Here is a 22,959-nt window from a genome sequence, read left to right as displayed (position 1 = left end):
ACTCAGGCTGGCATTTTATCGACCGCGTATATCCCCTGAGCCGAAGGCTCAGGTTCCAGCGTTAATTAAAGCTTTCGCTATTAAAACTCTTCGCTGGTTTCTACGTTATCGTCTAAGTCTTCAACGGTAGCAGTAGCGCTGATTTCACCGGTGCCGCTCAACAGCAGGTCACGCAGTTTTTTGTCCAGCTCGGCAGCCACTTTCGGGTTTTCTTTCAGGAAGTTACTTGCGTTAGCTTTACCCTGACCGATTTTTTCGCCGTTGTAGCTGTACCATGCGCCTGCTTTCTCAATCATCTTGTGCTTAACGCCAAGATCAACCAGCTCGCCGTTGATGTTGATGCCTTCGCCGTACATGATCTGGAATTCAGCTTGCTTAAATGGTGCAGCAATCTTGTTCTTCACCACTTTAACGCGCGTTTCGCTACCTACAACCACGTCACCTTCTTTGATAGCGCCGATACGACGGATATCCAGACGGACAGAGGCGTAGAACTTCAGCGCGTTACCACCGGTAGTGGTTTCTGGGTTACCGAACATCACACCAATTTTCATACGGATCTGGTTGATGAAGATCAGCAGGGTGTTGGCGTTTTTCAGGTTACCCGCAAGTTTACGCATTGCCTGGCTCATCATACGTGCCGCAAGGCCCATGTGAGAGTCACCAATTTCGCCTTCGATTTCAGCTTTTGGCGTCAGTGCTGCAACGGAGTCGACGATGATCACATCAACCGCGCCAGAACGAGTCAGCGCATCACAGATTTCCAACGCTTGCTCACCGGTATCTGGCTGTGAACACAGCAGATTGTCGATATCAACGCCAAGCTTTTTAGCGTAAATCGGGTCAAGGGCGTGCTCGGCATCGATAAATGCACAAGTTTTACCTTCGCGCTGCGCCGCTGCGATAACTTGCAGAGTCAGCGTGGTTTTACCGGAAGATTCTGGCCCGTAGATTTCAACGATACGGCCCATTGGCAATCCGCCAGCGCCCAAGGCGATATCCAAAGACAAAGAGCCGGTGGAGATCGTTTCAACGTCCATAGAGCGATCTTCACCGAGACGCATGATGGAGCCTTTACCGAATTGCTTTTCAATCTGGCCCAGTGCTGCAGCTAACGCTTTTTGCTTATTCTCATCAATAGCCATTTTTGCTCCTTCGTCTGACGTGGAGTGAATTACTTCACTGACGTCACTGAATGTAATTTATGTACAGGTAATTGGCAGTAATTATACTGTATGCTCATACAGTATCAAGCCTATTTTTCAAGAAACTCATCTAATGCTGTTTGTAGCGAAAAAACAGCAGCTTGCAAGCGAACGGATTCCCGGTCGCCCGAGAAATGTTGTTTGGAAGTGAAAATTCGCCCTTCACTATTCGCAAATCCGAACCACACGGTGCCGACCGGTTTCTGCTCCGTGCCGCCATCAGGACCGGCAATGCCACTGATGGATAACGCTAAGTTAGCGCCCGCCGCATGCAGTGCGCCCTTGGCCATTTCGCGCACCGCCTCTTCGCTGACTGCGCCAAACTCCTCGAGTGTCCCGTCAGAGACGCCCAGCAGCTCGTGCTTTGAGGCATTGCTGTAAGTGATAAAGCCACGGTCAAACCATGCGGAGCTGCCCGCAATATCGGTGATAGCTTTCGCCACCCAGCCGCCGGTGCACGACTCAGCACAGGTTATCCATAATCCTTTTTCTTTCAATTTATTACCCACCAGCACGCTCAGCTGATGTAACTGTTTTTCGCTCATCGGAAATCCTTTCTGGTGGTAAAGATATGGGGCGATGTTATCACTTCTTTTCGGCACAAATCAGCCTAGTCACCTTTTTTGCGAGATGCATTCAGAAGAGAAAACATTCTATGGTTAAGCCCGTCAAAGCGTTGCAAAGCGCGGTATTATCGCCAAAACGCCCCCTTTGGGTGATCTGGCAAACAAGTGGAAAGGGCCACGAAAAGTGGCCCTTTGGAGTAATTAAAACAGGTTAAGTAAATTAGTTACCAGCGCGCGCCCTGCTCACGGCTTCACCGAGCTGCCAAACCGCCATCGCATACTGGGTACTGTGGTTGTAGCGAGTGATGGTGTAGAAGTTCGGCAGGCCGTACCAATACTGGTAGTTTTGCCCCATATCCAGACGCAGCAAGCTGGCTTCCTGATAATTGGCCAGTGAGCCGAGTGGGCTAAGGCCAGCCGCTTTTAAGGTGAACAATGGATATTTGGTGTTAAAGCCATTTTCCAGCAGAGGCGCCTGCCCTGTTGCAGGCACGGCGACAGGTGCCCCGCGCGTCCAGCCGTGGCCTTTAAAGTAGTTGGCGACGCTGCCGATAGCGTCAATCGGGTCCCACAGGTTGACGTGGCCGTCGCCGTCGAAATCAACCGCGTAGTTTTTGAAGGCTGAAGGCATGAACTGCCCGTAGCCCATGGCGCCCGCGAAAGAACCGCGCAGGCTTAGCGGGTCGTCCTGCTCTTGGCGACACATCAGCAGGAAGGTTTCCAATTCACTTTGGAAGTACTCGGCGCGACGCGGATAGGCGAAGGAGAGCGTCGCCAGCGCATCAATAATGCGGGTTTTGCCCATCACGCGGCCCCAGCGCGTTTCCACGCCGATAATTCCGACAATAATCTCTGGCGGCACGCCGTAAACCTGCTCGGCGCGTTGCAGCGCATCGCGATATTGATTCCAGAACGCCACGCCATTTTGCACGTTATCCGGCGTAATGAACTTGGCGCGGTAACGCAACCATGCGCCGTTCGGGCCAGACGGAGGTCCGCCGGTTGGGGCCTGCTGGTCCATCAAGCGCAGCACAAACCCAAGGCGCTTGGTCTGCGCCAATACGTCATGCAGCTGTTGGCGATCAAAGCCGTGCTCGCGGACCATTTTATCCACGAAAGCGTTCATCCCCGCGTCGTAGGCAAAGTCACCGTTTTGCAGTTGCCCGCTGTGTTCAGGCTGTAACAGGAAGCCGCCGGGGGCGGAACTCGGCGTGCTGGCGGTACTGTTGCCACCAGAAAACGGATTACGCGGCCCGTCGGGCGGCGGAGTGGGTTTGCTGCTACAGGCAGCAAGCAGGGTAATGATCGGGAGAATGGCAGCCAAATGACGCATCGGATATCCGTATAGCCATGCAAGAAATAAGTGACAGCTATGTTAAAGCATTGGACTGCGTGAACAAACTGGAATCTAGTCTTCGCGGGCTTAAAGCATCAGCCTGTTTGAACAATGTTTTAACTTTTTGCGCAGTATGGAGGAGAAACCCAGACTGACAGGTAAATCTGCCAATCTGGGTGAAGTTTTACAGAATCGCGCGGGCGGCAAATTCAGCGATGATCTGGTCTTCTTCTTTGGTCGCGCCGGAGATGCCAACCGCGCCAATAACCTCGCCCGCCGCGTTGCGCAGCGGCACGCCGCCGCCAATGCCAACTAACCCGCCGTTGGTGTTTTCCAGCGAGTAGGCCGCGCCATTAGGATGCAGGTCAACGCCGACGTTGGCGCTGTCATTGCGGAACAATACCGAGGTGCGCGCCTTGCCGTGGGCCACGTCGATGGTGGCGAGGAAAGTGCCATCCATGCGGCTGAAAGCCAGCAGGTGCGCGCCCGCGTCGAGCACGGTAATGGACACTGGCGGGAACCGGTTGTCACTTACTGATTGGCGCGCGGCGGCAATCACGTCTTCGGCCATGCGTAAAGTCAGGCTCATAATCTTCTCTCTAATGATGATTCAGGGGATGTTTTTTACTGTCGATCACGGCAACGGTGTGGATCATCAGGCCGCCGATGGCTAAAAGCGCCCCGACCCAGCCTGTTGATTCCCAACCCATTCCCGCCGAAATCGTCACGCCGCCCAGCCATGCCCCCATGGCATTGGCGATGTTGAATGCCGAGTGGTTCATGGCCGCGGCCATGGTTTGTGCGTCACCGGCGACGTCCATCAGGCGAATTTGCAGCACGGCGGAAAGCGCCACCATGGTGCCCACCAGCATGACGTTGAGCGGCCCCAGCACCGGATGGTGCGCGGTAAAGGTAAAGGCAGCCAGAATCACAATCGACCACAGCAAAATGCCGCGAATAGTCTTCTCCAGACCACGGTCTGCTAATCGCCCCCCCGCCACGTTGCCGAGAATCATCCCTAAGCCGAACAGCGCCAGCACCACCGGGATCATCGACAGCGGCAGGTGCGCCAGTTGCAGCATGGTTGGCTTCACATAGCTGAAGACGGAGAACATCCCGCCGGAGCCGATGGCACCAATCGCCAGCGTCAGCAGCACTTGTTTACGGGTCAGGGCTTTTAACTCACTGAGCGGGCTGGCGGATTTATTGCCTTCCACCCGAGGTACCCACATCAGCACCAGAATCAGGGTCAGCACCGCAAGACCGCCAACAATGGCAAAGGCCGAGCGCCAGCCAACCCACTGGCCGATAGCCGTGGCGGCAGGTACGCCGATCAGGTTAGCGACCGTGAGGCCGAGCAGTACCATGGATACCGCCTGCGCTCGCCGCTTTCTCTCCACCAGACTGGCCGCCACCAGCGCCGCCACGCCAAAGTAAGTCCCGTGGGGGAAGCCGGCGATGAAACGGGCAAAGGCCATAGAGTAGAAAGTGGGCGCTACGCTGCTGACCAGATTTCCGGCGGCAAACAGGCCCATCAGGATCATCAGGAAATTACGGCGCGGCCAGCGCGCCCCTAAGATTGCCAGCAGCGGCGCGCCGATAACCACACCCAGCGCGTAAATACTGATCAGATGGCCCGCGGAGGGAATCGACACCCCTAGCCCTTTAGCGGCGTCGGGCAACAGCCCCATGATGACGAATTCCCCCGTGCCGATGGCAAAGCCACCCATGCCGAGTGCAAACAGCGCCTTGCCAACGCCAGCGCGAGAAAGTTCCGGCGTATCAACTGCTTCCGCCCTGATGTCTTGTTCTAAAGAGTTCATTGTGGATCCATGTGCTAATTGGAAAGCGATTATACCTCATGTATCGTTGAGTAAAATTCAACGATGCAGTGACTTCTTCTGCGAGAATAATCGAGCCTTTTATGCCTACTCTGACGCGCGGCGAATTAGCCGATCTTAATGTTTTTTCTACTATTTGTCGGCGACAAAGTTTCCGACTGGCTGCCGCCGAACTGGGCGTCACCACCTCGGCGCTGAGCCACACCATGCGCGGGCTGGAAGAGCGTCTTGGCGTCAAATTGCTGCATCGCACCAGCCGATCCGTGGTCCCCACGGCGGCGGGCGCGGCGCTGGTCAGTCAGTTAGATCAGGGCTTTGAGTTCATTCGCACCGCCCTCGGCGAGCTGGAAAACTACCGCGAGCTGCCGGTGGGCCGACTGCGCATTAATATTCCCCGCGACGCCGCGCGTCTGCTGTTCACGCCGATTTTGGCGCAGTTCAATCGCGCTTACCCGCGCATTCAGCTAGAAATCACCATTGATGACAACATGATAGATATCGTCAGCAGCGGCTACGACGCGGGGGTGCGCTACGGGCAGACGGTGCCGCAGGACATGATTGCCATGCCGCTGACCGGCAAGCTGCGCTGGGTGGTGGTCGCCTCCCCGGCTTATCTTGCGCAACACGGCACACCGCAAACCCCGCAGGATCTGATGAAGCATAGCTGCATTCGCATGCGTATTGGCGATGCGAGCATCTACAAATGGCAGTTGGGTGAAGGTGAAGAGGCGTGCGAGCTGGACGTGCCGGGTAATTTTGTCGCCAATGAAACCGACATGATTATTCACGCCGCGCTCAACCACATGGGGCTGGCGTACTGTCTGGAGCGCTATATCGCCCCCTATCTTCAGAGCGGGCAGTTAGTGCCGGTGCTGCAAGATTGGGCAGTACAGGGCGAGCCGATCGTCATGTACTACCCTAGCCGCCGCCAGCTTCAGCCCGGCCTTAAGCAACTGATTGAGCTGATTAGAGAACATGCCCAATAAGCCTTGGGCACTCCCTTACTTGGTTTTCACCTTAATACTCTCGGAAAGCAGGTTGAGCTGATGGCTCTCCTGATGGTCATTCGGCGTTTTGCTTTCCTTGACCAGCAGAGCGTCGTTGTAGGTTTTCACCGTTTCCAGGCTGTGAGTGCTCTGAGACGTGCCCACCGTCGCCAGTCGACCTTTCTTAAAGTCCAGCGTGGTGTCGGTAGAACTGTCTTCATTTATCTGATGATAGGTGTAATTCTGCGACGACTTCAGCATGCTCAATGCCAGCGGCGTCCCCGCCGTCAGCGACTCATGGAAGCTGGCCTGCAAGTGAGACTTGGTGTTCTGAGTTATCTTGCTGCGAGTGCCGTCCACTCCGTCAACCACGTTGCTGCTTTGGCTGAAGCTATAGGCAAAGCTGTCCTTCTCATCATCTTTGTACGGGTTCGACTTAACATCCGTTTGTTGGAAGGAAGCCGAGAAGTCTGCCAAACCACTCAAATAAGACTGCGCCTTGTTAGTTTCAGTCACTGTGATGATTTGGTGGCTTTTGTCGATTTCGTTTGAGCCATAGTGGCTATTCAGCGCGTGGAACGCCGACTTGAAGCTCGACATCATGTCTTGGTTGGCATAGCCGCGCAGCGCCGCGTTATTCAGCTGTTTGTCATAAGCCGCGAGCGCCTGATCCTGCTGCCCCAGCGTGCCCAATAGCTCAGGATGGCTGAGGTCGGTGTTCAGCTGGAATGAGCCGTTAGCGTCTTTATAGCTCAGGGCGCGCTGGGTGAGGTCACTCTGGAAGTTCAGAGACTGCACGGACTGGCCGCTTTCACGTACGTCGGCGTTAAGGTCGACGGATTTGAGCAGCGTGGTATTAAATTGGGTTAAACCATCCACGTTCACCGTCGGGGTCTTGCCGGACATGCCGTCGAGGGTGCTTTGGAAAGCATCTGCCAGACCCGCAATCGCGTCGGTCTCTTTATCTGTCAGTTCGCCACCGGTGGTAGTCACTTCTGCCACCAATCCCCCCTGCTGGCGGGAGAGCGACACGCTGACCTTCACGCCGCTTTGGGTGACGATGTCCAACGCCACGGCGCTGGCTTTATCGGTGCCACTAGCATCAACGTTTTTGGTAGAACTCACCGCCGCAGAGAAGTCAGAAGGGTTATCTTTTAGCTGCGCTAACAGCGCCTTACCTAACCCCTGAAACGCGCCCGATATCGGCTGATTGGCATTGGCGCCCATCAACACATCCAGCTGGCTGTGGCCGGTGTTAATGTTGTTGGTACGCAGTTTCTGCGCGCTGATGCTGTAAATCGCATTGAGTTCGTCACTCGCGTTACTCAGCGTGACGCGTGTTGAAGGCTGAGGCGGCGTTGCCGCTGGCTGGTTTACTCTGGCCCCGTTAGCGCTGGCGATGCGCGGGGGTGGGAACGAAATTCCGCTAATTTGACCTACCATTTGTCCTATCCCTGTTTCTGATGCGTTATCTGGTATCGGCCAAATTTTGATTAACTTAAGAAGAAAATGCGCAAAGTGTCGGCAAGCAGAAAGTAAAATGGGCCGAACAAGTCGGCCCATTGTGTACAGCTTACATCGAGATTATCCGTCAGGCTGATTTACGCGCCAGTGCCGCCGCGTTACGCCCGGCCAGAATGCCGAAGATGATGATGTCAGCCACTGCGTTACCGCCGATGCGGTTAGCGCCGTGGATACCGCCAACCACTTCGCCCGCCGCCCAGGCCCCGGTGATCACCTGTTTCTGAGTATCAAGCACGGCAGTGTCGGTGTTGATGGTCACGCCGCCCATGGTGTGGTGAACCCCCGGCGCAATACGAATCGCGTAGAAAGGTCCCTGATTCAGCGGATGGCGCAGCGCGGTTTTACGGCCGAAATCTTCGTCATTCTGCTTATCCACGAACACGTTGTAACGCTCAAGCGTCGCCAGCAGCGCGTGCATGTCCATGTTCAGTTTCACCGCCAGCTCCTGCGGCGAAGGCGCGCTGACCACAAAGCCCTTGGCGATATACTCGTCGGCGGCTTTGTTGTTGGCGCGAACCTGGTCGTCGAAGATCACCCAGGCACTCTTCTCTGGCAGCGCGATGATCTCGGCAGAGACTTTGTCACGAGTTTCCATTTCGTTGTAGAAACGCTTGCCCGCCTGACTCACCAGAATCGCACCGCCACCGCGGATAGCTTCGGAAATCAAATAAGAGGTGGTTTGCTCAACCGTTGGGTGGATCTGGATCTCGCCCATGTCCACGGTGTCCGCGCCGATCTTTTGCAGCATAGCGATGCCGCTGCCGGTCGCACCTTTGTGGTTAGTGGTGACAAAGCCGTCCAGCTCAGGGCGGTATTTCACCACCATTTCGCGGTTGGCGCTGAAGCCGCCGGTGGCAACAATCACGCTTTTCGCATTCAGAATGCGGGTGTCGTTGTACTCATCTACCACCTTCACGCCGGTCACTACGCCGTTATCAAACAGAATGTCAGCAACGGAAGTTTCGAGCAGCACTTCGATATCGCGTTTGTTGATGTTTTTCACCAAGCCGCTGATCAGGAAGCCGCCAACGGCGGAACGGTCAGCAGGACGGTGGGTACGGTCGATGCTCATCCCGCCAGTGATGGTGATATCGTTCAGCTCAATCTCTTTCGACGCCAGCCACTCTACGGCTTCTGGTGCCAACTCGACGAACTCACGCAGCAGCTCAGGATTGTTTTTGAACTTGCCGCCTTTCAACGTCTCCTCATAGAACAGCTCTTTACTGTCCTCAATGCCTTTCAGCTTCTGGAAACGCGTTTCTGCGGCGTTCATACCCACCGAGGCCTTGATGGTGTTGCCGCCGATGGTTGGCATCTTCTCGATGATCACCACGTGCGCGCCTTCGTCATGGGCCTGAATGGCCGCCGCAAGACCTGCGCCGCCGCTGCCGATCACTACCACGTCGTAATTCTGTGGTGCCTGCGGGTTACCGCCCTCTTCAATCACGTGCTCTTTGCTGGAGGTCGCCAGCGCGCGGGAAACGGCTTTCTTCAGCGCCTCACTCTGGGTGGTCGCGCCGGTAATGGCGTCAACGTGCGGACTGTTGGCAACCAGAATACGCGAACGCAGGCTTTCGAAGGTGGTGGTGAAGTCGACGTCGAGGGTGTCGTCCTTAACCAGCGTGATGTCGGTGATACGGTCGGTATCCAGCGTGACGCTGATTTTCAGTTTCAGCGCTTCGGCTTCGACTTTCTCCTGATAAACCCCGGCTTTATATTTACGGCCAGTGGCGCTGGTGTCGCGGATCATGGCGTCAACCAGTGAGAAGCGCCACAGCGGTTCAGGGATGTTCAGCGCTTCGCGTTTGTTGCTATCAATGAACAGCTCGAGATGCTCATTGTTGATGATGCGGTCGGCCCAGTCCGGGTACGCGATGCAGGCTTTACCTACCGCGACCAAGTCAAAACCGTGCTCCAGCGCGTTTTCCGCGTCTTCCTTGTTCAACACGCCGCCCACACCAATGACCGGGATCTTCGCCAGATTTTCGGAACGCTGCGCGCGATATTTCGTAATAAGCGGCGTTGGGTCGCTGGTGTCGACAATCGACGGGCGCAGCAACTGGCCGACGGAGAAGTGCACGTAGTCCAGACCGCGCTCGGCCAGCTTCTCCAGCAAATACATGGTGTCGTCGAAACGGATGCCCGGAACTTCTAACTCTTCCGGAGAGAAACGGTAGCCGATAATAAAGTCGTTATGGGCAAAGCGCTCCACCATCTTGTGAGCGATATCAAGCACTTCCAGCGGGAAACGGGCGCGTTTGTCGCGGTCGCCGCCCCATTTGTCGGTGCGCTGGTTGGAGTTTGGCGAGTAGAACTGCTGAATCAGGTAGGTGTTTGCGCCGTGAATCTCCACGCCGTCGAAGCCCGCTTTGATAGCACGGTTAAAGGCGTCACCAAACTTGGTGATCATCACCTCAACTTCTTCCGCACTCAGCTCTTTTGGCGTGGTCGCCCCTTCACGCGGTGCCGCAATAGCACTCGGTGCGACCGGCGTTCTGCCGCCAATCAGTTCCGGCTCCACCATGCGGCCGCCGTGATAAATCTGCAAAATAGCTTTTGAGCCTTTGGATTTAATGGCGTCGGCTATTTTCTTCAGTCCCGGAATTTTATTATCGCTATCAATTGCGATAGCCCCAGGGAAGGCCGGCCCCATGCGATCGATGAAGCAGCATTCAACAATAATAGTCCCGATACTGCCCGCGCGGTCGCGGTAATACTCCACTAATTCGCTGGTGACGGTGCCATCATAAAAGCCGGTACAGGTGGTCATCGGGGCCATAACCAGGCGGTTTTTTAGCACCGCGCCATTGGGCAAGGTGAGGTGGTTAAGAACCGGGGTGAGCTTATTCATTCTGAGCAACTCCAACATTTAGAAATCGAAAATTTTTCCGAGGGCGTAGTGCATACCGTTTAATTAACCAGCGCTGAGGTCATCTAAAAAATAAAAATAAAAGGGCGTAGCTTATATAGTGGGAAAATTTAGTTATGCGTTTTTAAGAGAAAGGGAGTTGTTTATTTAATCGTCAGAAAACCCATACCACCCTTAATTGTTAGTGATGAGTTGACAAAAATCAACTTATGATTAACATAAAAAATCATACCATAAAAATCAGTAGGTTAAGATGGGTATTTGGCTTTTACGTAAATTTACTCTACTCTCACTGAGAGTGGATGGTGTTTGACTGATAACTGTACCTTTTTTACTCTAGGCCTCTATAAAGAATGATAATATCCATCCGATAAGCTCTTCTCTGGGTAATACTAATCACTTATTCTTTTCATATTATATTCATCATAATCGAGTAATAGGCAAAAACGCTGAAACACGGAATGAATATATTGCAAATGCCATGGTGAAATAGCACAAAAATCTTTAAGCATTCCAAACGCAAACATAGATAAACGGGGCGTAACGCTCCCCCTCACTAACTTGCAGATAAAAACTATGAAACCCACATCAACTTTGAGTGATCCTAATAAGGCCGCGCCTGCCTCATCGGGACTAAAGAAACGCCTGATCATGCTGTTCTTGCCGGTGCTGGTGGCAGTCATTCTGCTGCTTTTACCGGTGCCGGCTGGGCTTGAACCTTATGCCTGGCACTTCTTTGCCATCTTCGTCGGGGTGATTGTTGGTTTGATTTTTGAGCCACTGCCAGGCGCCGTTATTGGTTTGACCGGGGTGGTGGTGATTGCCCTTTTCAGCCAGTGGCTGCTCTTCAGCCCGGCCGAACTCGCTAACCCGAAATTTAAAACCGCCACTGAAGCTTTCAAATGGGCAGTGAGTGGTTTCGGTAACTCCACGGTTTGGCTGATTTTCGGCGCATTTATGTTTGCTGCGGGTTATGACAAAACGCAGTTTGGCCGCCGTCTGGCGCTGATTCTGGTGAAATACCTCGGGCGTCGCAGCTTGACCCTGGGCTATGCCATTACCTTCGCCGACCTGCTGCTGGCTCCGTTCACGCCGTCCAACACGGCGCGCAGCGGCGGGACTATCTACCCGATTATTGCCAACCTTCCGCCGCTGTACGGCTCAAAACCCAATGATCCGAGCGCGCGCAAAATCGGCTCCTATCTGATGTGGGTGGCGATAACCTCGGCCTGTATCACCAGCTCCATGTTCCTCTCCGCCCTGGCCCCTAACCTGCTGGCATTGGCGCTGGTTAAGAGCATCGTCGGGTTCGAGATTACATGGGGAATGTGGTTCCTCGCCTTCCTGCCGCTTGGCGTGCTCTTAATCCTCACTATGCCGCTGCTGGCTTACTGGTTCTATCCGCCAGAAGTGAAGATAAATGATGAAGTGCCGCGCTGGGCGACCTCCGAGCTGGAGAAGCTGGGTAAGCTGTCGCGCCATGAAATCCTGCTGCTGGTCTTCGTCTGCTCGGCCCTGCTGATGTGGATTTTCGCCGCCGCGTGGATTGAACCTGCCATGGCCGCGCTGCTGGTTGTGGTGCTGATGCTGTGGACTGGCGTGCTGAACTGGAATGACATCACCAGCAATAAGCCGGCCTGGAACACTTTCGCTTGGTTTGCCACGCTGGTGGCACTGGCCGACGGGCTGGCGCGAGTTGGCTTTATCTCGTGGCTGGGTCTGCAAGGCGGACAACTGCTTACCGGCATAGACCCGCAGGTCGCGGCGGTGATGCTGCTGGTGGCCTTCTTCCTGCTGCACTACCTGTTCGCTAGCACCACGGCGCACACCACCGCGCTGTTACCGGCGATGCTGACCATCGCGGCGGCTATTCCGGGCATAAACATGCCGGTTTACTGCCTGATGATGGTGACCTCGCTGGGCGTGATGGGGATCATCACCCCCTACGGCACCGGCCCAAGCCCGATTTACTACGGCAGCGGCTACTTGCCAACCAAAGACTTCTGGCGTTTAGGCACCATCTTCGGCGCCATCTTCCTCGGCGGCCTGATGCTCATCGCCTACCCGTGGATGGTAATGATGTTCTAATTTAGTCCCTCACGGCGTGGCACTTGCTGCACCGCCTCGACATGGCCAGATGGGTTAAACCTTCTGGCCATTTTTATTTTCAGCCTTCCCACCGCGCTTTACAGTCCATTGCAATCTCAGATTGCGGCATCTCTCGAACTTTTACCTGTGACAGCATATTGCTCGCTGGGCTAGTATAGCGGGGTGAAAATCCACGGGTCTTTGAGTGACAAGTGCTGATTCTCTTAGCCACATCGTGATGACGAATGACAACAATAAAAATCACAATCAACTTTAAATTCAATGGATTAATAAGACCAAGTCTATGACTGATAATGCAAGCCTAGATTCCCACACGCCCATGATGCAGCAGTACCTGCGCCTCAAGGCTGAAAACCCAGAGATTCTGATGTTTTATCGCATGGGGGACTTCTACGAACTGTTTTATGACGACGCGCGACGCGCATCGCAACTGCTGGATATCTCCCTCACTAAGCGCGGTGCGTCGGCGGGCGAGCCAATCCCGATGGCGGGCGTGCCTTACCATGCCGTGGAAGGCTATTTAGCCAAGCTGGTGCAACTGGGCGAATCCGTGGCGATTTGTGAGCAAATCGGCGATCCCGCACTGAGCAAAGGGCCGGTTGAGCGCAAAGTCGTGCGCATTGTGACGCCCGGCACGGTCAGTGATGAAGCACTGCTCAACGAGCGCCACGACAACCTGCTGGCGGCTATCTGGCAGGATGGTCGCGGCTTTGGTTATGCCACGCTCGACATTAGCTCAGGCCGCTTCCGCGTGGCTCAGCCAGAAGATTTGGAAACCATGGCGGCGGAGATCCAGCGCACCAATCCTGCCGAGCTGCTCTACCCTGAAAGTTTCGAGTCTATGTCGCTTATCTCGTCGCGCCGCGGCCTGCGCCGCCGGCCGATGTGGGAGTTCGAACTGGAAACCGCCAAGCAGCAGCTCAACTTGCAGTTTGGTACTCGCGACCTAAGTGGCTTTGGGGTGGAACAAGCCCCGCAGGCGCTGCGCGCGGCGGGCTGCCTGCTGCAATATGTTAAAGATACCCAGCGCACCGCCCTGCCGCACATTCGCGGCGTGACCATGGAACGTTTGCAGGACGGCATCATTATGGACGCCGCCACTCGCCGGAATCTGGAACTGACGCAAAACCTGTCTGGTGGAGTCGAAAACACGCTGGCGGCGATTCTCGATCAGGCGGTGACGCCAATGGGCAGCCGCATGCTCAAACGCTGGATCCACATGCCAACGCGCGACGCCAAGGTATTGCGCAATCGCCAGCTGGCCCTCGGTTCTTTACAGGATCTCACTCCCGATTTGCAGCCAGTGCTGCGTCAGGTGGGGGATTTAGAGAGAATCCTGGCCCGTCTGGCTCTGCGCAGCGCTCGCCCGCGCGATCTGGCCCGTATGCGCCACGCCTTGCAGCAGCTGCCGGAGATCCGCGCCCTGCTCCAGCCTTTAGAACCCGCGCACATCCAGACATTGGTCAAAAACTGTGGCGAATTCAATGAACTGGTTGAATTGCTCGAGCGCGCCATTATTGAGGCGCCCCCCGTGCTGGTGCGTGACGGCGGCGTGATTGCGCCGGGCTATAACGCCGAGCTGGATGAATGGCGCGCGCTGGCCGATGGCGCGACGGATTACCTCGACCAGCTTGAGATCCGCGAGCGCGAAAAACTTGGATTGGATACGCTGAAGGTTGGCTTTAACGGCGTGCACGGCTATTTCATTCAGGTCAGCCGTGGCCAAAGCCACTTAGTGCCGATCCACTATGTGCGCCGCCAGACGTTGAAAAACGCCGAGCGCTATATCATCCCTGAGCTGAAAGAGTATGAAGATAAGGTTCTGACGTCTAAGGGCAAGGCACTTTCGCTGGAAAAAGCCCTGTATGAAGAGCTGTTCGACCTGCTGATGCCGCACCTTGACGCCCTGCAGCAAAGCGCGGCTGCCTTGGCGGAGCTGGACGTGTTGAGCAATCTGGCAGAGCGCGCTTACACCCTGAACTACACCTGCCCGACGCTGAGTGAAAAACCGGGGATTAATATTACCGGCGGACGTCACCCGGTGGTGGAACAGGTGCTGAGCGAACCGTTTATCTCCAACCCGCTGGCGATGTCGCCGCAGCGCCGCATGCTGATCATCACCGGCCCGAACATGGGCGGTAAAAGTACTTACATGCGTCAGGCGGCGCTGATCGTGCTGATGGCGCATATTGGCTGCTACGTGCCGGCGGATCAGGCGGTGATTGGCCCGGTGGATCGGATCTTCACCCGCGTTGGCGCGGCGGACGATCTGGCTTCTGGCCGTTCCACCTTCATGGTCGAAATGACCGAAACGGCGAATATCCTGCACAACGCCACCGAAAACAGTCTGGTGCTGATGGATGAAATTGGTCGCGGCACCTCGACCTATGACGGCCTCTCTCTAGCCTGGGCCTGCGCGGAGAATCTCGCCAGCCGCATCAAAGCCATGACGCTGTTCGCCACCCACTATTTTGAACTGACCACGCTGCCGGAGAAGATGGAAGGCACGGTGAATATCCATCTGGATGCCATCGAGCACGGCGACACCATTGCCTTTATGCACAGCGTGCAGGAAGGCGCGGCCAGCAAGAGTTATGGTCTGGCGGTTGCCGCGCTGGCAGGTGTGCCAAGAGATGTGATTAAACGCGCGCGCCAGAAGCTGAAAGAGCTGGAAACGCTGTCCAACAGCGCCGCCGCCAGCAAGGTGGATGGCCCGCAGTTGGCGCTGTTGACTGAAGAAGTGTCGCCAGCCGTAGAGGCTCTGGAGGCGCTGGATGCCGACTCACTCTCACCGCGCCAGGCGCTGGAGTGGATCTACCGTCTGAAAGATATGGTGTAGCTTTCTCAACGCCATAAACGCTGAATAGAAAAAGGCGAGGTATTTTCATACCTCGCCTTTTTATTGGTAACGCTGTGCTAATCAAATAGTCAGTCAGCTTGTCGCGTTGCTAAGCGATAAAATTATTCGCGAAACAGAGCTTCGATACTCAGCCCTTGTGCCTGCAAAATCTCGCGCAGGCGGCGCAACCCTTCAACCTGAATCTGACGAACTCGTTCACGCGTCAGGCCTATCTCACGGCCCACATCTTCCAGCGTCGCTGCTTCATAACCTAACAGGCCAAAGCGGCGGGCTAAAACTTCACGTTGTTTTGCATTCAACTCGAATAACCACTTAACGATACTCTGTTTCATATCGTCGTCTTGCGTGGTGTCTTCAGGACCGTTTTCTTTTTCGTCGGCCAGAATATCTAACAGCGCTTTTTCAGAGTCACCACCCAACGGGGTATCAACTGAAGTAATACGCTCATTCAGGCGCAACATACGGCTGACGTCATGAACCGGTTTGTCGAGTTGCTCAGCAATCTCTTCAGCACTTGGCTCATGGTCAAGTTTATGTGCAAGTTCACGTGCAGTACGCAGGTAAACGTTCAGTTCTTTAACGATATGGATTGGCAAACGAATGGTACGGGTTTGATTCATAATCGCCCGTTCAATTGTCTGTCGAATCCACCATGTAGCGTAAGTTGAAAAACGGAAACCGCGCTCTGGGTCAAACTTTTCAACTGCGCGGATCAGACCTAAGTTACCTTCTTCGATCAAATCCAACAGTGCCAGTCCGCGATTACTGTAGCGGCGGGCTATTTTAACCACCAAACGCAAGTTACTTTCAATCATGCGACGACGAGATGGAACATCCCCTCGCAGCGCACGCCGTGCAAAATAAACCTCTTCTTCTGCGGTAAGCAGAGGAGAGTAACCGATCTCACCAAGGTACAGTTGAGTTGCGTCCAGCACTCGTTGGCTTACAGCCTGCGATAACAACTCTTCTTCAGCATCCGCATCAATAGTGTCGTTATCGGCAGTCTCTTCGACATTTGCTTTCTCGTCAAAGGCTTCAGCGCTGTTCTCATCGAAATCTACATCATCATGTAACTCGTTAACTTTCAGCGTATTCTGACTCATAAGCTGCTCCTACCCGTGGTCCCGAGGGCAGAATCAAGACTCTGCCCGATTTATCGCTGCGGAAGATAACGCAGCGGGTTTACGGATTTCCCCTTGTAACGAATTTCAAAATGTAATCTTACTGAACTGGTTCCGGTGCTACCCATGGTTGCTATTTTCTGACCCGCCTGCACTTCTTGTTGTTCCCGGACCAGCATTGAATCGTTATGTGCATAGGCGGAGAGGTAATCATCATTGTGTTTAATGATGATCAGATTACCGTAACCGCGAAGAGCATTACCTGCATAAACGACGCGCCCTGAGGCGGTGGCTAAGACAGGTTGTCCACGCGAACCAGCGATATCGATCCCCTTATTTCCCCCTTCGGAAGCTGAGAAATTATCGATAATTTTCCCGTCTGTCGGCCACTTCCAAGAGGAAACTGGACCGCCATTATTGGTGGTACTAGTGACAGGAGTACTGGCTACGGCAACAGGTGCTGTGGTGGTAACTACACCTGATGAAGGCAACATTTTACCTACATTCTGTTTACCCGGAGATTCAGAATACGTGGTAGTTGGTTGAGATGCAACCACCGTACCTTGCATCATCCCGGCGCTTGGTACTGTTGGAACGCCACCTTTAGTCGCATCGGTAGTGGCTAACATGCCGCCGGTGCTGGCGTTAGAGGAGACATTATTAATCTGAATAGTTTGACCGACTTCTAAACCATAAGGCGCGGGGATATTGTTACGTGCCGCAAGGTCTCGGAAGTCATTGCCGGTGATCCAGGCGATATAGAAAAGCGTATCCCCACGCTTAACTTGATAGGTACTTCCGCTATAACTGCCTTTAGGAATTGTGTTGTAACTGCGGTTATAAACGATGTGACCCTGCTGATTTGTCGCTGCAATATTAGGCGTATTGGCGACATTTGCCGGGGCTGAATTCGGAGTATTCTGACCTCCGCCAACGCCGTTTACACTGCTAATAGGGGCTGACGTCGATGCATTATTGCTACATCCCACCATCCAGGCGCTAATAAACGTACACACCGCAATGCGGCTTAAGGTTTTAATTGGGCTTCCCGTGCTCATATTTCCCCCGTTACGGCAATCTCAGAATCTATCATTCCACTCGCAACCCCACATTTGGCGGGCTTTGTGCCAATTAGCACGTTGCTAGCAGAGAACACATCCGGGCGGATAAGAAGCCAGCCAGATGGCGACAGTAAAAAACTGTAGTGGATGCTATCAACATCACAAGTACAGCACCATATTACAGTTGTATTTAAATTTTAAGGGCTTAGTCCTGAAACTCACCGCCAGAAGCAGCGTTTAGGCTAACTCACCTTTGACTAAAGGTACAAAACGGACCGATTCGATGGTCTCAACCACAAAGTCGTTACCGCGACGCGTGATGCGTTGCAGCACCTGGTTTTGTTCGCCAACGGGAAGGATCATCACGCCGCCCTCATCCAATTGCTGGAGTAAGTCCTGAGGAATTTCCAGAGGGGCGGCGGTCACGATAATGGCGTCAAATGGCCCACGAGAAGGCCAGCCTTCCCAGCCATCACCGTGGCGGGTCGACACATTATGCAGATCCAGCTGTTTGAGGCGACGCTTGGCCTGCCATTGCAGGCCTTTGATCCGCTCGACGGAAAACACGTGCTCAACCAGATGCGCCAAAATAGCCGTCTGATAGCCCGACCCGGTGCCGATTTCCAGCACGCGCGAGGCCGGTGTGAGGCGCAGCAGCTCTGTCATGCGCGCCACGGTATAGGGCTGAGAAATCGTCTGACCCGAGCCAATTGGCAAGGCGGTATTTTCATAAGCCTTGTGCTGAAAAGCTTCATCGACAAAACGTTCCCGCGGCACTTTTTCAATGGCGTGCAGCAGATTTTCATCATGAATCCCCTGCTGGCGAAGCTGCTCGAGCAGGTTGTACATCGGTTTATTCACCATGCCTGTTGACCCCGACTTTGGCTATCCATCCGCTCACCACATCCTGTGCAGCGTAGGCGGTTAAATCGACCTGAAGAGGCGTGACAGAGACATAACCCTGTGCGACGGCCGCGAAATCGGTGTCCGGCGCGATATCAAACTTATCACCCGGTGGCCCAATCCAATACATATCCTGACCGCGCGGGTCCTGCTGGCAAAACACCTGCTCAGCCGGGTGACGACTCCCGCAGCGAGTAACACTGATACCCTTAATCTCCGCCAGAGGCAGATCAGGAACATTGATATTAAGAATTTTGCCGGTGCGCAATGGCTCAGTGGCCAACGCGCGCAGGATGCGACAGGTTATCGCGGCGGCAGTGTCATAATGCCTGTGACCATCCAGCGAGACGGCCAGCGCTGGGAAGCCCAGGTGGCGCCCCTCCATTGCGGCGGCGACCGTGCCGGAATAGATCACATCGTCGCCGAGATTTGGTCCGGCATTAATGCCTGAAACTACAATATCGGGACGCGGGCGCATCAGTGAGTTAACGCCCAAGTAAACACAGTCGGTAGGCGTACCCTGAATCACCGCCGTGTCGCCGTTTGGGTATGACTGAATACGCAGCGGGCCGTCCAGCGTTAGCGCGTTGGACGCACCACTGCGATTGCGATCGGGGGCAACCAGCGTAACGTCGGCGAACTGGCGTAAAGCCGCGGCCAACGTCTGGATACCCGGCGCTAAAACGCCGTCGTCATTACTCAGTAATATCCGCATCAATATTTTCCTGACGCATCAGTTCTCGCACCACGCTGGTCGCAAAACTGCCAGCAGGGAGCCAGAATTTCAGCTCAAGTGTGACATCGTCCCAACGCTTCCAGCTGATATCTAAAGGCTGGAGCATCACCGCACGGCGAGCCGGTTCAACGCGTTCGCGCTTAATTAATGATAATAACGTGGCGCACTCCGCCAGACAGCCCTGCTCAAACGCCTCAGCGGCGTCAGTGGTTCCCAGCGGGCCATCACCCGGTAAGGGGGCGGTTATCAGCAATTCATTACTATTAACACGTGGCTGGAGCGTGTCAAATTCATCTTCCTTGGCCACAAACCAGCTGCCGCGCCCGCTTAACTGTAAAGCATCGCCCAGCATCACCTGACGATGCGTGCCATCGGCTAAACGCTGGCTGGCGATAAGGTTGAACATCGCGCTGCGGCTGGCCGAAAGGTAGAAACTGCGCTTAGGGCGCTCTTTGATCCGAATTTCGTTATTCGCCCAACGCGCGGCTTGAATCAGGTTGTTGCCACCACGGCCAAAACGCTGTTCGCCAAAATAGTTCGGCACGCCCTGCTCTGCCACCTGCTGCAAACGCGCTTCGACATCGGCGATATCACTCAGCTGGCGCAGCACCAAAGTAAAAGCATTGCCTTTCAAAGTACCGATACGCATTTTCTTGCGATGACGCGCGGCGCGAACAATCTCGCAGCCTTCCAACGCGAATTGGCTTAAATCAGGGTCTTCTTTGCCGGGAAGGTGCACGCAAAACCACTGTTCGGTTACCGCGTGGCGGTCTTTCAAACCCGCGTAGCTGACGGAACGCGGATGAATGCCCGCAAATCGCGCCAGCTGTTCGGCCACAAACTGAGTGTTGCAGCCGTTCTTGCGGATACGCACCAGCAGATGCTCACCCTCGCCGTCAGGCTCAAAGCCGAGATCTTCCTCAACAATGAAATCTTCCGGGTTGGCTTTCAGCTTGCCAGTCGAAACAGGTTCACCATTGAGCCAGGTCAGGCGGGACATATCCATCGGGTTATTTTCCAAAACTCAGTCCTTGATCAGCAGGACAACGGCTTCGCAGGCGATACCTTCACCACGGCCAGTGAAACCTAATTGTTCGGTTGTGGTGGCTTTTACGTTCACCTCATCCATATGACACTCTAAATCTTCGGCCAAGAATACGCGCATCTGCGGGATGTGCGGCGCCATTTTAGGTGCCTGAGCGATAATAGTGATATCCAGGTTGCCCAGGGAGTAACCCTTCGCGCGCACGCGGCGATAAGCTTCACGCAGCAGTTCGCGGCTGTCCGCGCCTTTGTAGGCAGGGTCAGTGTCTGGGAACAACTTGCCGATGTCTCCCATGGCCGCCGCTCCCAGAATGGCATCAGTGGCTGCATGCAGCGCGACGTCGCCGTCTGAGTGAGCCAGCAAACCTTGCGGATAAGGGATACGCACTCCGCCGATCACCAATGGGCCTTCGCCGCCGAATTTATGCACGTCAAAACCATGACCGATACGCATTATGCGTTCTCCTTTTGATACAACTGGGTTAAATAGAATTCTGCCAAGGCCAAATCTTCCGGCCGTGTGACTTTAATATTGTCTGAGCGCCCGGCAATCAGCATAGGATGAAACCCACAATATTCCATTGCAGACGCTTCATCTGTGATGGTTGCCCCTTCATTTAATGCTCGGCGCAAACAGGTTTTTAGTAATTCGAGCGGGAAAAATTGCGGCGTCAGCGCGTGCCACAGATCTTCGCGATCCACAGTATGGGCAATGGCGCTCACGCCAGGCTCTCCGCGTTTCATGGTATCTCTCACCGGCGCGGCCAGAATACCGCCCACGCGGCTGGTGGCTGAAATCGCCAATAAGCGATTAAGGTCGTCGATGTGCAGACAAGGGCGCGCGGCGTCGTGCACCAGCACCCAGCCGTGAGAGCCAGCGGCTTCCAGCCCGGCCATGACCGAGTCGGCTCGCTGAGCGCCACCTATAACGCACTGGATGCGAGCATCTTGCGCAATAGGCAAATGTTGGAATTGGGTATCGTGCGGGCTAAGGGAAACCACCACTTTAGTGACTTGCGGGCTGCGTAGTAACGCGTTGATTGAGTGTTCAATCAACGTTTTGCCGCCAATAGAAAGGTACTGCTTTGGACACTCTGTCTGCATACGGCTGCCGATACCGGCAGCGGGCAGGACAGCAATAATCTCTGGAGAGGAAACTGCGATGTCGCTCATAGCTATTGTTTTAGGTTGTTTTGCGAAGCATTGTTTTGAGAAGAACTCATACCTGCATTTCGTTTGGATTGGTCAGGCACCAGACGATAGAAAGTCTCACCGGGCTTAATCATGCCCAGTTCATTACGTGCGCGTTCTTCGATAGCTTCCTGACCACCGGTCAAGTCATCGATTTCTGCAAAGAGTTGATCATTCCGTGACTTGAGTTTGCCGTTGTTGGCCTGCTGTACCTGAACGTCATCATTCACACGAACATAATCGTGAATACCATTCTTACCCAGCCACAGCGAATACTGTAACCAGCCAAGCAAAACCAATAACAGCAGCGTTAATTTGCCCATCCCCGCCCCCTAAAAAAGCCGAACAATCATCCCACAACTTTCATTCCGACTCCACACTGAGAGGGAAAATGCCGGTGAGATTCAGACTTAAGCAGGTAATTATGGGTGAGAATGACACAATGACTTACATAGAGATAAGAAATTGACGATAAAACACCCAGAACCTCTGCCAACGTAAAACCACGGTGAGCGCGTGAATCTGGTGAACACGTGAAGATTTTCAGTGAGTGAGAAAACAGGGGAAGTTACCAGCCGGAGAGGAATGAAAAGATAGTCCAAAACATACCAATGACCACCACGCCCGTCGCCGCCAGCGTGCGCCACCAGTTACCGCCAAACAGCATGCTAAATGCAATGCCAATCAACACGGAAATAGGCACTAAAGCGAGGAAAAACGGCCAGGTGTAGAGAAAGAAAAACAGCGTGTTAGAGCCGTACATCACAAAGGGAATGGCAAAGGCTAGCCAGTAGAAGATAAAACCTGCCGTACCGCCAAACATAGAATACGAGGGAGCTTCAGCATCCACAGCCCGATCGTCGGACGTGGCGCTGGTGCCCTCGTCTCGGATCCGACTCACTATTCGGTGAAGTAATGCCTGCATAAAGTGATCCCTGTAGTTCAGTGTAAACCGGCGCGCTGTTTAACCAGCGGCCGGAAACCTTCAGGGTTTGATAATAGCGTGGCGGCGCAGTACATCTAATAATTGCGGGACTAAATGTGTTACCAATTGTTCGCCATCGAGGTGTACATCTGGAGCTTCTGGCGCTTGGTAAACAGAGTCAATGCCGGTGAAGTTTTTCAGCTCGCCGGCGCGGGCTTTCTTGTATAAGCCTTTGGGATCTCGCGCCTCGCAAATGGCCAGCGGGGTATCGACAAAGATCTCAATAAACTGATCTTTATCCAGCAATTCCCGCACCATATCTCGCTCGGCACGATGGGGAGAGATAAAGGCGGTGAGCACCACCAGCCCGGCATCTATCATCAGCTTAGCGACCTCACCAACGCGGCGGATATTTTCCCGCCGGTCGTCGTCAGAGAAGCCCAAATCGCGGCACAGACCGTGGCGCACATTGTCGCCATCAAGCAGGTAGGTGCTGACACCAAGTGCGTGTAGCGCCTGCTCAAGCGCGCCAGCGACCGTGGATTTGCCTGAACCTGACAGGCCTGTGAACCACAGCACCACGCCTTTATGGCCATGTTTCAGCTCACGGTCCGCACGCGTTACCGCGTGCGGGTGCCAGACGACGTTTTCATCTTTCAAATTTGCGTCGGGTAACGCCATA

Annotated in this window: 20 protein-coding genes; 3 read left to right on the top strand and 17 right to left on the bottom strand. The window is 54.4% G+C overall.

The genetic code is table 11. The features are described from left to right. Positions 1-80: 80 nt before the first annotated feature. The 5 genes from recA to V2154_RS03445 all read right to left on the bottom strand — a co-directional run bounded on the left by recA (position 81) and on the right by V2154_RS03445 (position 4,930). Positions 81-1,145 carry a recombinase RecA gene (gene recA, locus V2154_RS03465; protein WP_034787594.1) on the bottom strand — a complete coding sequence of 355 codons (1,065 nt, stop codon included), beginning with the start codon at positions 1,143-1,145 and terminating at the stop codon, positions 81-83. A 110-nt stretch (positions 1,146-1,255) separates the two neighbouring features. Then, entirely contained in the window at positions 1,256-1,750 is a 495-nt protein-coding gene (gene pncC, locus V2154_RS03460; RefSeq protein ID WP_154146491.1) for a nicotinamide-nucleotide amidase, read from the bottom strand. A 241-nt stretch (positions 1,751-1,991) separates the two neighbouring features. Next, on the bottom strand, positions 1,992-3,104 hold the full coding sequence (gene mltB, locus V2154_RS03455; RefSeq protein ID WP_353501076.1) for a lytic murein transglycosylase B: 1,113 nt from the start codon (positions 3,102-3,104) through the stop codon (positions 1,992-1,994). Positions 3,105-3,291: 187 nt separating this feature from the next. After that, positions 3,292-3,696: a GlcG/HbpS family heme-binding protein gene (locus tag V2154_RS03450; protein WP_353501075.1), complete on the bottom strand. Its 405-nt coding sequence runs from the start codon at positions 3,694-3,696 to the stop codon at positions 3,292-3,294. A gap of 10 nt (positions 3,697-3,706) precedes the next feature. Then, entirely contained in the window at positions 3,707-4,930 is a 1,224-nt protein-coding gene (locus V2154_RS03445) for an MFS transporter (RefSeq protein ID WP_353501074.1), read from the bottom strand. Between the two features lie 101 nt (positions 4,931-5,031). Here V2154_RS03445 and V2154_RS03440 point away from each other — a divergent pair, with 101 nt between their 5' ends. Continuing rightward, the gene (locus V2154_RS03440) at positions 5,032-5,934 is read left to right on the top strand and encodes a LysR family transcriptional regulator (protein WP_353501073.1); all 903 of its coding nucleotides are present in this window, start codon (positions 5,032-5,034) and stop codon (positions 5,932-5,934) included. A 15-nt stretch (positions 5,935-5,949) separates the two neighbouring features. On the opposite strand, the gene V2154_RS03435 is transcribed toward V2154_RS03440, so the two are convergent. Continuing rightward, positions 5,950-7,377, bottom strand: a complete 1,428-nt coding sequence (locus V2154_RS03435) for a hypothetical protein (RefSeq protein ID WP_353501072.1) — start codon at positions 7,375-7,377, stop codon at positions 5,950-5,952. Between the two features lie 148 nt (positions 7,378-7,525). Further along, positions 7,526-10,309 carry a flavocytochrome c gene (locus V2154_RS03430; protein WP_353501071.1) on the bottom strand — a complete coding sequence of 928 codons (2,784 nt, stop codon included), beginning with the start codon at positions 10,307-10,309 and terminating at the stop codon, positions 7,526-7,528. 594 nt (positions 10,310-10,903) lie between these two features. Between V2154_RS03430 and V2154_RS03425 the strand changes: the two genes are divergently transcribed. Further along, a complete protein-coding gene (locus V2154_RS03425) occupies positions 10,904-12,415 on the top strand; it encodes an anion permease (protein WP_353501070.1) in 1,512 nt (503 codons plus the stop codon). Positions 12,416-12,719: 304 nt separating this feature from the next. Beyond that, positions 12,720-15,275, top strand: a complete 2,556-nt coding sequence (gene mutS / locus V2154_RS03420; protein WP_353501069.1) for a DNA mismatch repair protein MutS — start codon at positions 12,720-12,722, stop codon at positions 15,273-15,275. Positions 15,276-15,397: 122 nt separating this feature from the next. Here mutS and rpoS read toward each other — a convergent pair whose 3' ends face one another. From rpoS to cysC, 10 genes are all read right to left on the bottom strand, one after another. After that, the gene (gene rpoS / locus V2154_RS03415) at positions 15,398-16,399 is read right to left on the bottom strand and encodes an RNA polymerase sigma factor RpoS (protein ID WP_100938021.1); all 1,002 of its coding nucleotides are present in this window, start codon (positions 16,397-16,399) and stop codon (positions 15,398-15,400) included. A 50-nt stretch (positions 16,400-16,449) separates the two neighbouring features. Next, entirely contained in the window at positions 16,450-17,475 is a 1,026-nt protein-coding gene (gene nlpD, locus V2154_RS03410) for a murein hydrolase activator NlpD (RefSeq protein ID WP_353501068.1), read from the bottom strand. Between the two features lie 240 nt (positions 17,476-17,715). Further along, positions 17,716-18,342 carry a protein-L-isoaspartate(D-aspartate) O-methyltransferase gene (locus V2154_RS03405; RefSeq protein ID WP_353501067.1) on the bottom strand — a complete coding sequence of 209 codons (627 nt, stop codon included), beginning with the start codon at positions 18,340-18,342 and terminating at the stop codon, positions 17,716-17,718. Then, positions 18,332-19,096: a 5'/3'-nucleotidase SurE gene (gene surE / locus V2154_RS03400; RefSeq protein WP_353501066.1), complete on the bottom strand. Its 765-nt coding sequence runs from the start codon at positions 19,094-19,096 to the stop codon at positions 18,332-18,334. Before surE ends, V2154_RS03405 begins: the two co-directional genes overlap by 11 nt. After that, positions 19,077-20,123, bottom strand: coding sequence for a tRNA pseudouridine(13) synthase TruD (gene truD, locus V2154_RS03395; RefSeq protein ID WP_353503905.1), 1,047 nt, complete (start codon positions 20,121-20,123; stop codon positions 19,077-19,079). The genes surE and truD overlap by 20 nt, the downstream gene beginning before the upstream one ends. Positions 20,124-20,141: 18 nt before the next feature. Further along, complete coding sequence (gene ispF, locus V2154_RS03390) at positions 20,142-20,615, bottom strand: 2-C-methyl-D-erythritol 2,4-cyclodiphosphate synthase (protein ID WP_353501065.1); 474 nt, start codon at positions 20,613-20,615, stop codon at positions 20,142-20,144. Next, positions 20,615-21,334: a 2-C-methyl-D-erythritol 4-phosphate cytidylyltransferase gene (gene ispD / locus V2154_RS03385; RefSeq protein ID WP_353501064.1), complete on the bottom strand. Its 720-nt coding sequence runs from the start codon at positions 21,332-21,334 to the stop codon at positions 20,615-20,617. The genes ispF and ispD overlap by 1 nt, the downstream gene beginning before the upstream one ends. 2 nt (positions 21,335-21,336) lie before the next feature. After that, complete coding sequence (gene ftsB, locus V2154_RS03380) at positions 21,337-21,675, bottom strand: cell division protein FtsB (protein ID WP_034787453.1); 339 nt, start codon at positions 21,673-21,675, stop codon at positions 21,337-21,339. Between the two features lie 245 nt (positions 21,676-21,920). After that, positions 21,921-22,277, bottom strand: coding sequence for a DUF3561 family protein (locus V2154_RS03375; RefSeq protein WP_353501063.1), 357 nt, complete (start codon positions 22,275-22,277; stop codon positions 21,921-21,923). 60 nt (positions 22,278-22,337) lie between these two features. Beyond that, positions 22,338-22,958 carry an adenylyl-sulfate kinase gene (gene cysC, locus V2154_RS03370; protein WP_353501062.1) on the bottom strand — a complete coding sequence of 207 codons (621 nt, stop codon included), beginning with the start codon at positions 22,956-22,958 and terminating at the stop codon, positions 22,338-22,340. Position 22,959 lies beyond the last annotated feature (1 nt).

Source organism: Ewingella sp. CoE-038-23 (assembly GCF_040419245.1).
Lineage (GTDB): Bacteria > Pseudomonadota > Gammaproteobacteria > Enterobacterales > Enterobacteriaceae > Ewingella > Ewingella allii.
Note: the sequence above shows the minus strand (reverse complement) of the source record. Positions and strands in the feature narration are given on the sequence as shown.